11 protein-coding genes and 1 pseudogene are annotated in these 13141 nt (G+C 64.5%); 8 read left to right on the top strand and 4 right to left on the bottom strand.

Annotated elements, in window-relative coordinates; translation table 11 throughout:
- The first annotated feature begins 71 nt into the window (after window positions 1-71).
- A complete protein-coding gene (gene dbpA / locus A985_RS0102235) occupies window positions 72-1484 on the top strand; it encodes an ATP-dependent RNA helicase DbpA (RefSeq protein WP_026131565.1) in 1413 nt (470 codons plus the stop codon).
- A gap of 75 nt (window positions 1485-1559) precedes the next feature.
- Complete coding sequence (locus A985_RS0102230; protein ID WP_017231799.1) at window positions 1560-2171, top strand: hypothetical protein; 612 nt, start codon at window positions 1560-1562, stop codon at window positions 2169-2171.
- A 15-nt stretch (window positions 2172-2186) separates the two neighbouring features.
- Here the strand turns inward: A985_RS0102230 and A985_RS0102225 are convergent, their stop codons facing one another.
- Window positions 2187-3146 (bottom strand): LysR family transcriptional regulator, encoded by a 960-nt coding sequence (locus tag A985_RS0102225; RefSeq protein ID WP_017231798.1) that lies wholly within the window; start codon window positions 3144-3146, stop codon window positions 2187-2189.
- 220 nt (window positions 3147-3366) lie between these two features.
- On the opposite strand from A985_RS0102225, the gene A985_RS0102220 reads away from it, so the two are divergent.
- The 6 genes from A985_RS0102220 to A985_RS0102195 all read left to right on the top strand — a co-directional run bounded on the left by A985_RS0102220 (window position 3367) and on the right by A985_RS0102195 (window position 11952).
- A complete protein-coding gene (locus A985_RS0102220; protein ID WP_017231797.1) occupies window positions 3367-4623 on the top strand; it encodes a D-amino acid dehydrogenase in 1257 nt (418 codons plus the stop codon).
- Between the two features lie 191 nt (window positions 4624-4814).
- Window positions 4815-5717: a transporter substrate-binding domain-containing protein gene (locus tag A985_RS0102215; protein ID WP_017231796.1), complete on the top strand. Its 903-nt coding sequence runs from the start codon at window positions 4815-4817 to the stop codon at window positions 5715-5717.
- 77 nt (window positions 5718-5794) lie between these two features.
- Entirely contained in the window at window positions 5795-6547 is a 753-nt protein-coding gene (locus tag A985_RS0102210) for an aspartate/glutamate racemase family protein (protein ID WP_083902162.1), read from the top strand.
- A gap of 354 nt (window positions 6548-6901) precedes the next feature.
- Complete coding sequence (locus A985_RS23895) at window positions 6902-8623, top strand: bifunctional diguanylate cyclase/phosphodiesterase (protein ID WP_198288636.1); 1722 nt, start codon at window positions 6902-6904, stop codon at window positions 8621-8623.
- Window positions 8624-8641: 18 nt separating this feature from the next.
- Window positions 8642-10150, top strand: a complete 1509-nt coding sequence (locus A985_RS23890; RefSeq protein ID WP_017231793.1) for an HDOD domain-containing protein — start codon at window positions 8642-8644, stop codon at window positions 10148-10150.
- Between the two features lie 431 nt (window positions 10151-10581).
- Entirely contained in the window at window positions 10582-11952 is a 1371-nt protein-coding gene (locus A985_RS0102195; RefSeq protein ID WP_017231792.1) for a nucleobase:cation symporter-2 family protein, read from the top strand.
- A 61-nt stretch (window positions 11953-12013) separates the two neighbouring features.
- Here the strand turns inward: A985_RS0102195 and A985_RS0102190 are convergent, their stop codons facing one another.
- The 3 genes and pseudogenes from A985_RS0102190 to A985_RS23885 all read right to left on the bottom strand — a co-directional run.
- Window positions 12014-12325, bottom strand: coding sequence for a HigA family addiction module antitoxin (locus tag A985_RS0102190; RefSeq protein ID WP_017231791.1), 312 nt, complete (start codon window positions 12323-12325; stop codon window positions 12014-12016).
- A 63-nt stretch (window positions 12326-12388) separates the two neighbouring features.
- Window positions 12389-12586: pseudogene (locus tag A985_RS0102185) on the bottom strand (type II toxin-antitoxin system RelE/ParE family toxin); the annotation flags it as partial.
- A 33-nt stretch (window positions 12587-12619) separates the two neighbouring features.
- Window positions 12620-13141, bottom strand: a 522-nt coding sequence (locus A985_RS23885) for an OB-fold nucleic acid binding domain-containing protein (RefSeq protein ID WP_039829739.1), incomplete at its 5' end; no start/stop codon positions are given.

The raw sequence follows: 13141 nt of genomic DNA, 5'->3' as shown, positions 1-13141 counted from the left end.
GCAACGGCGCGATCCCTAACCCCGCGTCGGCGCCCACCCCGGCGGCCCCGGTCGGCCCGGTATAATTGCGCATGAACTCAAAAGCCACCGATTCGCGCACCGACAGCGCCCCCTTCTCGAGCCTGCCGCTCTCGCCTGCCATGCAGGAGAACCTCGCACGGCTGGGTTACGTCTCGATGACGCCCATTCAGCAGGCGTCGCTCCCCGATATGCTCGCCGGGCACGACCTCATCGCCCAGGCCAAGACCGGCAGCGGCAAGACCGCCGCATTCTCGCTCGGCCTGCTCCAGCGCGTCGATGCCCGCGATTTCGCGGTGCAGGCCGCCGTGCTCTGCCCCACGCGAGAACTCGCCGAGCAGGTGGCGCAGGAAGTGCGACGCATCGCGCGCGCCGAAGACAACATCAAGATCCTGACGCTGTGCGGCGGCGCACCGCTGCGTCCGCAGGCGGAAAGCCTCGCCCACGGCGCGCACGTGGTCGTCGGCACGCCGGGCCGCATCATGGATCACCTTGAGCGCGGCACGCTCTCGCTCGCCGGGATCAAGACGTTGGTGCTCGACGAAGCCGATCGCATGCTCGACATGGGCTTTTTCGACGACATCGCCACGGTCGCGCGTCAAACGCCCGCCTCGCGCCAGACGCTGCTCTTCTCCGCCACGTACCCGGAGGGCATCGCGAAGCTCGCACAACGCCTGCTGCGCACGCCGCGCGAAATTCGTCTGACAGAGAAGCACGACGCCAGCAAGATTCGCCAACGCTTCTACGAAGTGCGCGAAGAGGAACGTCTGCACGCCGTGGGCCAGTTGCTCGATCATTTCCGGCCGGTCAGCACCATCGCGTTCTGTAATACGCGAGCGCAATGCCGCGATCTGACCGACGTGCTGCGCGCCGAAGGTTTTCACGCCCTGACGCTGCACGGCGAGCTGGAGCAGCGCGAGCGCGACCTCGTGCTGATCCAGTTCGCGAACCGCAGTTGCTCGGTGCTGGTCGCCACCGACGTGGCCGCTCGCGGGCTGGACATCACGCAACTCGAAGCCGTGATCAACGTCGATGTGACGCCCGACCCCGAGGTGTATGTGCACCGCATCGGCCGCACGGGCCGCGCCGACGAAGCGGGCTGGGCCTTCAGCCTGGCAAGCATGAACGAGATGGGCCGCGTGGGTAACCTCGAAGCGGCGCTGGGCCACGAAGTGCCGTGGCACAAGCTCGAGGAACTCACGCCGTCGGGCGGCGGGCACCTGCTGCCGCCAATGGTCACGCTCCAGATGCTGGGCGGCAAGAAAGACAAAATCCGCCCAGGCGACGTGCTCGGCGCCCTCACCGGCGAAGCCGGCTTTGCCGCCAGCCAGATCGGAAAAATCAACGTTCTGGATAACTTCACGTATATTGCGGTGGAGCGCGACATCGCCCCGGTGGCGTTGCGCAAGTTGTCCGACGGCCGCGTCAAAGGCCGCAAGGTCAAGGTAAGATTCCTGCAGGATTAAGGGCGGGTCAGACGCCGGCGTCCGACGCCGTTTTCGGATCGTCCCCTGCGCGCCGCGCGCGGCAAGGAGGCTGCAATGAGGTCACTGCGTACCCTGTGGTTCTCTCCCGTCGCGCGCCGTGCGCGATGCTCGGCGCTCGCCGCGCTTGCCGCAGGCTGGCTGACGGCCTGCAGCACCCAGGGCGTGCCGCCCAACCCTGTCCTCACCGAAGACACGCTCGACGAGTACGCGATCGTCATCGTTGGCCTCGACACGCCACTGCAAAGCACCTGGGGGCCGTGGAATTACTCCGACTTCTCACAGACAGTGAATGGCATCGTCGGCGGCAAGGTCACGCGCACACTCAACAGCAATCCGCCGACGCGTGGCTTCGTGGCGATGCGCGTCTCGCCGCTCATGCGCAACGAGCGCTTCGGTCCGATGGAATTCACGCCGGCCGACAAGAGTTATCGCTTTCGCTATTGCAAGGGCCGCAAGGTGCCAACGGTGCAGGTCCAGCGGGGCGATGTGATCTACGCGGGCACCCTGATGCTCGATAGCCACGACGGCAAGCTCTGGCTGCGCACCGAGTTCGACATGGCGGGCGCGCGGCGCTTCGTGCAGGCGAACTATCCGTCGCTGGCCGGTAAGCTCCAGCCGCAACCGTTTACCTATTTCGAAGTGAAGAGCGAGCCCGGCTGCCGGTGAGTCCTGCCGGCACGCTTACGGCTCGTCGATGTCCGTTCCCGGCGCCAGAACGATCTCGCGCCCTTCGCACAACGCCTCGGCTCGCGTGCTGAGTTCGCTGGCCACGTCCGCCAGATGCCGCCGCAGGGTGTCGGCAAGCACCGACTCGGGTTCATGCGACGGCCGCAACATCTCCACCGGAAATTCGATGGCCGGAGCCACGCGATACAGGCGCTGCGCCTGCTCATGGGCACTGGCCGCCGTGAATTGATCGAGCAGCGCGTAGCCCAGACCGTGCTCGACGAGCGCCGCCGCGAGCGAATAGGTCTGCACCATCACTTCGGCGTCCTGCAGCAATTCGGTCTGCTCCAGACGCTCGTTGATCAGGGCACCGAGCGGCGTGTCATCGTGCAGCTTGATGAGATCGCGCCCGGCGAGCGCATCGGCACTGGCCGGCCCCCGTCGCGAGAGCTTCGGCCACGCCGCGGGCACCGCCAGCACAATATGCCCCTGCGCCACCGGACGGCTCACAATGCCGGCCGCCATCGGCGGGGCCGACACGATGCCCACGTCGACCGACGAGGTGAGGATCGCCGTGATCATCTCGGTCGTGTGGTGCGTAATGAGTTCGAAGACCACGTCTGGATGCGCGCGCCGCATGCGCTCGATGGCGGCAGGCAACAGGCTCTGCGCAAGACTCGGTGTCGCGGCAATGCGCAGATGACCCACGCCATGCTGGCGTAGATTGCGCGACGTGGTACGCAGGCGTTCCAGATCACTGAAGATGCGTTCGACATCGGGATAGAGGCGACGCGCTTCGGCCGTCGGCACGAGTCGGCCCTTGACGCGGTCGAACAGCTTGAAGCCGAGTTGCTGTTCGGCATGTTGCAAGACGCGCGAGACGACGGGTTGCGACACGTTGAGCAATTGCGCGGCGCCGCTGGCCGAGCCCGTCAGTACCACTGCGCGAAACGTCTCGATATGCCGCAATTTCATGCCTGACGTTGTCCCCGTGTCGCGAAAAGCGGTTCGGCGGTGGTGCCGACCCTATAGCCAAAAGACATATGCTGCCTCAAATCCGCATAGGTTACCGAATTTTCTCGCCCTACACTGCGTAGCAAAGGTAGGGGGAAAACGCGGCCGCGAGGCCTCGCTCTCCACGCCGAATATTTTCCCGCCTTGCATTCCCTGACGTTTTTGGTTGTCATTCATCGCTATGCATATTGGAGTCATCGGGGCAGGCATCGTGGGCCTCGCCAGCGCGTATGAACTGCTGCGCGCAGGCCATGTGGTCACGGTCATCGAGGCCGGACGCGGTCCGGGTCTGGCGACAAGTTTCGCCAACGGTGGCCAACTGAGCTACGGGTACGTGTCGCCACTGGCCGCCCCCGGCGTACTTTCGCAGTTGCCCTCGCTGCTGTTCGCTCGCACCGGGCCGCTACGCATCAAGCCGTCGTTTGATCCGGACTTCTGGCGCTGGTCGATCGCATTCGTCAAGCATTGCAATGCGCAGGCGAACGCCAGTTCCACATTGCGTTTGCTCTCGCTCGGCCTGCACAGCCGCGCGGTAATGCAGGAATTTCTGGCGCGGGAATCGGTGTCGTTCGATTACCGACTGAGCGGCAAGCTCGTGGTGTACCGCGATGCGGACAAGCTCGCCGCCGCCGAACGCTCGCTCGAACTGGCCAACGGACTTGGCTACACACAGCGACGGGTCGACGCCGCGACATGCGCCATGCTGGAGCCCGCCCTGGCGACGATCGCCGGTGAGCTGGCCGGCGGCATTCACACGCCGGGCGAAGGCACCGGGGACTGCCAGTCGTTATGCATGGAACTGGCGCGGATCGTCGGTGCGCACGCCGACGGCAAGTTGCTGTATGAACGCGAAGTGACCGGCTTCGATGTGCATGGCGGCACGGTGCGGTCGATTCGCACCCGCATGGGCGACGTGGCCGTCGATGCCTGTGTCGTCGCCAATGGCCTGGCGGCGATGCCGTTGCTGCACAAGGTCGGTGAGTCGGTGTCGCTATACCCGCTCAAGGGCTACAGCCTGACGTATCGCCACGCCCCGGTCGACGCGCGCCCGCAGGTATCGGTGACGGACGCCGACAACAAGGTCGTCTACGCCAGCCTCGGCGAGCATCTGCGAGTGGCGGGCATGGCCGACCTCGTGGGGTACGACTATCGCATCGCGGCCCGGCGCATCCAGGCGCTGCGCACGCTCTCGGCGGCGTTGTTTCCCGCATTGGCCGGCGAGCGGCCCCCGCTGGAATGGACCGGTATGCGACCGGCCACGCCGCACGGCCGCCCGATCCTCCAGCGCGCGGATACGTTGGATAATTTGTGGCTGAACGTTGGCCATGGCGGATTGGGCTTCACGTTGTCGATGGGCGCGGCGCGCGTGATTGCCGATGCCATCGGCGGCAAGCGTCCCGCGGTCGATCTGGCAGGGTTTGCCCGGCTGGCCGCGTGAATCGCGTTGATCGAACATAGCCGGCCTCCCGGGTCGATCGCCGTCATGACACGGGGCGTTATGGGGTATTGCGGGGCGTCGTTTCCGTGGGGAACAGCGGAAGGACGTGTCGGGTTGTACCAGTGTTTTTGGCAGTTGACATACCAACGGCGCGGACCACCGTGCCATTCACTTCCGATAGGACAGAGACCATGAAGAAGCTGTTTGCTCCCCTGCTGCTCGTCAGCGCCGCCGCCGCCCTGTTCGCGCACACCGCGAGCGCGCAGGAACTGACCGGCACGCTCAAGAAGATCAAGGACACCGGCGTGATCGCGCTTGGGGTGCGGGAGTCGTCGATTCCATTCTCGTACACGGACAACGCCGGCAAGACGATCGGCTACTCGCAGGAAATTGCGCTCAAGATCGTCGACGCCGTCAAGAAAGACCTGAACCTGCCGAACCTGAAGGTCACGGAAACGCCGATCACGTCGCAGAACCGTATCGCGCTGGTGCAGAACGGCACGATCGACCTGGAATGCGGCTCGACCACGCACACGTTCGAGCGCGAGAAGCAAGTAGGCTTCTCGCACAACATCTTCCTGTACTCGATCAAGATGATCGCCAAGTCGGGCTCGGGCATCACCGATCTGAACAGCCTCAAGGGCAAGACGATCGCGACGACCGCCGGCACGACCGCCGATCGGATTCTCTCGGGCAAGAAGGGTGAGGTCGGCTTCAACCTGATTCAGACGAAGGATCACTCGGACGGCTTCCTGACCGTCAAGCAAGGCCGCTCGGTGGCCTTCGTGATGGACGAGCCGTTGCTCTACGGCCAGCGCGCCGCCCTGTCGGCCGACGAAGCCAAGGGCTACGAAGTCGTCGGTCCGAACCTCCAGTTCGAAAACTATGCGTGCATGCTGCGCCACGATGATCCGGCGTTCACGAAGGTCGTCGACACGGTCATCGCCAAGATGGAGAAGTCCGGCGAGATGGAGAAGCTGTACAACAAGTGGTTCATGGAACCGGTGCCGCCGAAGAACCAGAATATGCACTATCCGATGACGGCGGAAATGCGTGCCATGTTCAAGGATCCGATCACCAAGGCTTACGACTGATCCTGTCGGACGCCGTGCGGGGCGGGGCCACGGCCCCTGCCCTCGCGCGCGATCCCGATGTTTGCCGTTCCCGTTGAATGATGGTCATCACCATGAACTCGCACGCCACGCTCGGCATCCTCGGCGGCATGGGCCCCGCCGCCGGCATCGACCTCTGCCGCAAGATCGTCGATCAACATCCGGCCCACCGCGATCAGGATCACATCCCGTTCATTCTCTACTCGGTTCCCCAGATCCCCGACCGCACCGAGGCGCTATTGCGCGACGGTGCTTCACCGCTGGACGGTATGCTCGACGGCGTTCACGCGCTGGAGCAGTCCGGCGTTGGCTGCATTGCCATTGCCTGCAACACGGCCCATGCCTGGCTTGACGCACTGCGTCATCGAACCCGGCTGCCGGTGCTCGATGTGGTCGAAGCCGTCGCGGGCGAGCTGGCCCAATGCGTCGCGCCGGGCGCGCTCATCGGCCTGATGGCCACCGAAGGCACCCACCACGCCAACGTCTACCGGCCACGGCTCGAAGCGCTGGGCTATCGTTTCGTTCAGGTTGCCGAACCGCTTGCGCACCAGGCGCTCGTGAACGAAGGCATCCGGCTGACCAAGGCCGGGGAGAATCGTCGCGGCGGCGAGGCCCTGGCCATGGCGTTGGAGACCCTGCTGGCAGCCGGCGCGCAACGCGTCATTCTCGGCTGTACGGAAATCCCGGTGGCGCTGGCCACCTGTGAAACACCGCTGGGCCGCTTCGGCCTGGACGCCTCGGCCGCCCTCGCGCGCGCCTGCATCGCCTGGTCGCTCGCGCACGAGACGCCCACGGGAAAATCGCGCCAGTGAATGTCCCGATGTGCGGAAGTGCCATCTGACGGGCAATTCCAAGGAAATACCGGCGGCAGGCCAGCCGCCGCGCAGGAATAATCCCCGATCGCCTTGTCAGAAAAAAACCTACGCGAGAAAACGTGTGGAAAGTGGCATGAATCGGGGATTCCCGCTACCAAATTCGCTGGCGTCTTTGGCTATAATGGCCCACAATCCATCGGACACCTGCCGGACCAAGGTTCGGCCATGAGCGCGTTTGCCTGAACGGGGAAGCACATGGGTCGCAGCGCGCTCGACGTGATGCATGCACAGACAACAACAATGAGTTCAGATCGACTCCCCGCCGGCGTCCCTTTGGTCGAACCTTCGACCTTGGCATCGGCAATCGCCGAGGCTCACGCCGCGGTGCCGGCCCCGGCATTGTCCCGGGCGCTGGTCGAGCTGACCGGCGGCCTCTCGGCGCACGTTGCTGCCGACGGCCGTTTCCTTTTCATTGCCGAAGCCTCCCTGCGCCTGCTGGAATATTCGCGCGAGTACACCGATCACGCCACGCTCTTCGAGCTGACCGGTATCGAAGATGTGCCGACGCTGCAGGATGCCTTCTCCGCCGCCCAGATGCTCGGTCCCCAGCAGTGCACCGTGCGCCTGCTGCGCGGTCTGACGGACCGGGTCTGGATGCGTCTGCGCATTGCCCAGTACACGCCCCGTATCGCCGGAACGAGCGCAACGTTCGTCGTGCACGGCGAGGACATCACCGCGTTCAAGGAAAACGAAGCACGCCTGTCCGATCTGGCGGTGCGCGATGCGGTGACCGGGCTGGGGAATCGTCAGTACATTCATCAATGCATTACCGAAGCCATCCAGCACGCGCGTGAAGGCGGGCCGAACTTTGCCGTCGCCCTGCTCGACCTGGACGGCTTCAAGAAGGTCAATGACTCACTCGGCCACGACGTGGGCGATCAGCTCCTGTGCGACGCCGGCCAACGCCTGATCGCGCAGATCCGCGAGACGGACATGGCCGCGCGCATGGGCGGCGACGAGTTTGTGCTCGTGCTGCCCGGCTGCGACGACGAACAGGCGCTTGGCGGCATCATGAAGCGCCTGCTCTCGGCGGTGCAGCAACCGTTCCAGATTGGCGACAAGTTGCTGCACCTCACCACGAGCATCGGCGTGTCGTTTTATCCGCGCCATGGCGACTCGGCCGGCCTGCTGATCAAGCACGCCGACGCCGCCATGTACTGCGCGAAGGATCGCGGCCGTAACGGTCTGTTCGTCTATACGGACGATCTGGGCGACTTGCACCGCAAGGCGTTCTCGCTCGAATCGGCAATGTTCGAGGCGATTCACAATGGCGAATTCAGCCTGCACTACCAGCCGATCTGCGATCCGATCTCGCTGAACGTGAAGGGTGTCGAGGCGCTCATGCGCTGGCATCCCGCGCTCGGCCCGGTGTCACCGAACGAATTCATTCCGCTGGCCGAGGCCAATGGCCTGATCAACCTGCTGGGCGGCTGGGCGTTACGCGCCGCCTGCATGCAGCTCGCGCGCTGGGATCGCACCCGGCTCGACGGGCTGTACATGTCGGTCAACGTCTCGGCACAGCAATTTCACCATCCGTCGTTCCCGAGCCTGGTCTGGCAAGCGATTGCCGATTCGGGCGTGGAAGGGCACCGGTTGGTGCTCGAAATTACCGAGAGCGTCCTGATGCGCGACCCGGAACAGGCCAATCTGGTGCTGCGCGAGTTGCAAACGCTGGGCGTGCGCTTCTCCGTCGACGATTTCGGCGCGGGCTACTCGAGCCTGGGATACCTCAAGCGTTTCCCGCTCTCCGCGCTCAAGATCGACCGCAGCTTCGTGAAAGACATGCCCACGTCATCGAATGACCGTACGATTGTGACGGCAGTCCTGGGACTGGCGCGTGAGCTGGGGCTGTCGGCGGTCGCCGAAGGGGTCGAGACAGAAGAACAACGGCAGATGCTGATCGAGCGCGGCTGCCATTCCATCCAGGGCTGGCTGGTGTCGAAGGCCCTGCCCGCGGGAGAACTGGAGGCGGCCTTTGCGAGCGGGCGTCTCAATGTGGATGCCGGCCACTGACCGGATAACCCCGCTACCATGAGCCTGACCAAAGAAAAAACGCTCGAATTGTTGTGGCAGCGCCTGGCTGAGCGCGGCGAATTTCCGTCGCTGCAGCGCTCCGTCAGCGGCATCGTGAGCGCCATGCAAAGCGAGAGCACGAGCACGGCCGACCTGGCGGCGTCGGTGCTATCCGACTTCGCCCTCACCCAGAAAGTGATCCGCCTGGCCAACTCCGCCATGTATGCGCCGTTCGGCTGCAACGTGACGACGGTCTCGCGCGCCATCATGATTCTCGGTGTCGACACGATCGGCCACCTCGCCCTGAGCCTGAAACTGCTCGAGGGTTTCGGTGAAGTCGCCGCACAGCGCGACGACATGGCCCGCGAACTTGCGCGCGCCACGCTCGCCGGGGCGTTCGCCCGTGACATCACCGCCAAGAATGGCATTCGCGACGGCGAGGAAGCCGTAGTCTGCACCTTGCTGCACCATGTCGCACGACTGCTCGTGACCTATTGCTTCCCGGCCGAATGGGGGGAAATCCAGACCCTCGCCGCAGCGCAAGGCATCAGCGACAGCGACGCCTGCGAACAGGTGCTCGCCATCTCGTTCCCGGAGTTGGCCGAAGCGGCGGCCCGCAAGTGGGGCTTGCCGGAGTCGATCGCGACGAGCATGCGTCCGATCGATCTGGAGGGCGACGCCCCGCTCTCGCATAGCGATTGGCTGTGTGCGGTGGCGAACATGTCCAACGAGATGGTGACGGAACTCACGCGCGGGGCCGACCCGGAGCGTCTGGCCGAATTGGCGGAGCGCTATGCCGACCGTCTCGCGCTGGACGTGCGAGACGTGGTGTCCGTGGGCGAAGAAATGGTGCGCGACACGAGCCACCAGGAATTCATTGCGATCAGCACCAAGGCGTCGAGCACGCGCCAGCCGCCGGCGGGCAAGCCGCTGGACTCGGCGCGACGTCTGGCAGACGGTCTCTCGGAAGTGCGGGCCGCCACGGGCGAGACCGACGCGGTCGGTCTGCTCAACCTGACGCTCGAAGCGATCATGCAGTCGCTGGGTTTCGCCAACTGCGCGGCCTTCGTGCGCGTGCCGGCGGGCAAGTCGTTCGAGCTGCGCTTCGGCATCGGCCGCGACGTGCAGCCCGCGCTGGGCCTGTCGTTCCCCGAAGCCTTCGAACCGGACGTCTTCCATCTGGCACTGACCAACGGCCGCGCGATTCTGATCGACAACGCTCGCGAGCCGCGTATCGTGCCGCGTATTCCGATGTGGCACCGTGAGCATTTCTCGAACGTGAAGTCGTTCTTCCTGCTGCCAGTTCGCCAACGTAACCAGACCGTGGCACTGCTTTACGGCGACTGGGGCGGCACGCTGTGCGCGGGAGGCATCGGCGCGAAGGAGCTGGAATTCCTGCAGCACATGGGCAACGAGATCTCCAGCAAGCTCGATAGCGTGGCACAGCAAAGCGGTGGCGCGGGCATTACCGCCAATGCCGGCGATATGCTCGCCCGCAAGGCCTCCGGCACAACCGGCACACGCTGAGCCGCGCCGCCTTACGGCGTTGTGGCGGGGCGATATCCCGGTATCGCACTGTCGCCGAGATTCATGCGTCAGTTGCAATCTTTAGTATTGCGGATTCGATATGATCCTCGGCGCGCGGCCAACGGCCGCCGCACAGCTCGGTACGATTCGCACGCGTCCGAACGCTTCGCGCCCCCTCCCGCCTGTCACGCCCCCGCAACGTCTGAGCCATATGTCGTAAGGCTTTCCGGGAAGTCGCCCGCTGCGGCGCCAACCGGCGTACCCTGTCACGATGCCTCAATTTTTCTCCATGACGCCCCGCCGGGGGGCGAGCACGACGCACCCCACACCATCCGCTCTGCATTTTTGACGGCACTCGCTGCGCCTCGGTAAAAAATTTACGCTCGGTTCCACCATGTAAATCGATTCGTACCGTCGGACCAGGAGAAGACATGACGCAATCTGCTGCTGCACCGGTGCATCCGGTCGACGAGCGCCTGCCGCTCCCCAAGTTGTTCACGCTGGGACTGCAACACGTACTGGTGATGTATGCGGGGGCGGTGGCGGTACCGTTGATCGTCGGCGGTGCGCTCCACATGTCGGTCGATCAGGTCGCGTTTCTGATCAACGCCGATCTGTTCGCCTGCGGGATCGCCACCTTGATCCAGACACTCGGCCTGTGGATCTTCGGCTTGCGTCTGCCGATCATGATGGGGGTGACGTTTACCGCCGTCACGCCGATGATCGCCATCGGCACGAATCCCGATCTCGGGTTGCTCGATATCTATGGCGCGACCATTGCCTCGGGCCTGATCGGCATTCTGATGGCACCGCTCATCGGCAAGCTGCTGCGGCTGTTCCCACCGGTGGTGACCGGGACCGTCATCACGGTGATCGGCATCTCCCTCATGGGCGTGGGCATCAACTGGGCGGCGGGCGGCTTCGGCAATCCCGATTACGGCAATCCGCTCTATCTGGGCGTGTCGTTCGCCGTGCTCCTGTGCATTCTGTTCATCACCAAGTACGTGCGCGGCTTCTTCGCCAACATTGCGGTGCTGCTGGGCATTCTGTTCGGCACGATCGTGGCGATGGCGCTGGGCAAAGTGTCGTTTGCGGGCGTATCCGACGCGCCGTGGTTCGGCTTCGTCATGCCGTTCCATTTCGGCGTGCCACGCTTCGATCCGGTTGCCATTGCGACGATGACGCTGGTCATGCTCGTGACGTTCATCGAATCGACCGGCATGTTCCTGGCGGTGGGCGACATTGTCGGCCGTCCGGTCGACAGGAAGACGCTGGTGCGCGGCTTGCGCGTCGATGGGCTGGGCACGATGATTGGTGGCATCTTCAACACGTTCCCCTACACCTCGTTTTCGCAGAACGTGGGGTTGGTCGGCGTGACCGGGGTGAAGAGCCGCTGGGTGTGCGCCATGGGGGGCCTGATCCTGATCGCGCTGGGCTTGTTTCCGAAGGTGGCACACGTGGTGGCGTCGGTGCCGCAGTTCGTGCTGGGGGGCGCGGGCATCGTGATGTTCGGCATGGTGACGGCCACGGGGGTGAAGATTCTCTCGACGGTGGACCTGTCGAAGAATCGTTACAACCTGTACATCATCGCGATCAGTATTGGCGTGGGGATGATTCCGGTGGCATCGGACAAGTTCTTCATGAAACTGCCGCATGCACTCGCCCCGTTCTTCCACAGCGGCATTCTGCTCGCGTCGATCAGCGCGGTGCTGCTCAACGCGCACTTCAACGGCCTGCGCAGCGAAGCCGAAGCGAGCGCCCTCGCGCAAGCGGCCGGCAAGCAGGCCGACGCCGCGCATTGAGCAATGGCATGACATCCGTCGACGCGCGACGGCAACGGCTGACGTGTCGTTGGGGGGAGCATCACGCCGTAGCGAGAAGATCCCGGGCACGTCGCTTGATGTCGCGCAGCACATCGGCCATGTTGGCGCGTGCGATCTCGGCATCGTACTGATTTTGCAGATTGAGCCAGCTCTGTGCATCCACGCCGAAGAACGCCCCCAGGCGCAGCGCCGTATCGACGGTAATCGCACGCTTGCCCAGGACAATTTCGTTGATGCGGCGAGGCGGCACGTCAATGGCCCTCGCCAGCGCATATTGAGAAAGCCCCATCGGGCCCAGCCAGTCCTGCGCGAGAATCTCGCCCGGCGTCGCCAGGGGTACTTGTCGGGTCATCTTCGGCCTCCGTCGACCTTTAGCAGAATCCGCAGAATTATCGGAACGCGCCCGCCCATCCGATCAGTGGTAATCCACGATCTCGACGTCCGAGGCGTTGCCCGCGTCGAAGCGAAAACACAAGCGCCACTGATCGTTGATACGAATGCTGTACTGCCCCAGGCGATTTCCTCTCAGCGCCTCGAGCCGGTTACCCGGCAGTGCGCGCGAGAAAGCGAGTGTCGCGGCGGCATGCAATTGCTGAAGCTTGCGCATGGCGGGGGGCCGGAGACACCCCATCCTATCGAAGTCCCCTTAGTGAAAGTTCCGACTCGAGATCGTGAGTTCGCCGAGCATCGACGAGAGATCGACCAGACGATGCGCCACCAGATGGGTCACGCGCTCCTCGCGTTGCCATACCCCTTCCACCCCCAATAAGGACGACGCCAGCAACGCCGTGCGCTGCGATTCGACCAGATCGGGCCAGACAATCACGTTGATGACGCCCGTTTCGTCTTCCAGCGAGACGAAGACCGTGCCATTGGCCGTGCCCGGGCGCTGCCGTCCCGTCACAATGCCTGCCGTGCGCACCCGGCGCCCGTGCACGCCCTCGGTCTGCAAATCCCTCGCCGTTCGCACCCGCATCCGGGTGAGCGTCTCGCGCAACAGCAGCAGCGGGTGACGCCGCAGCGTCAGCCCCGTGCTTGCGTAATCGGCCACGATGTCCTGCCCCTCGGCCATCGGCGGCAGCGCCACCTGCTCGTCGGCACTGCCCGGCACCGCGTCGCGCAGCACCGTCGCCCCCAGCAGCGGCGTGGGTGGCTGCCATGCGGCGAC

The sequence above is a fragment of the Pandoraea sp. B-6 genome (assembly GCF_000282835.1).
GTDB classification, from domain to species: domain Bacteria; phylum Pseudomonadota; class Gammaproteobacteria; order Burkholderiales; family Burkholderiaceae; genus Pandoraea; species Pandoraea cepalis.
The sequence above is the reverse complement of the archived record's forward strand: the minus strand, read 5'-3'. Positions and strand labels throughout refer to the sequence as shown.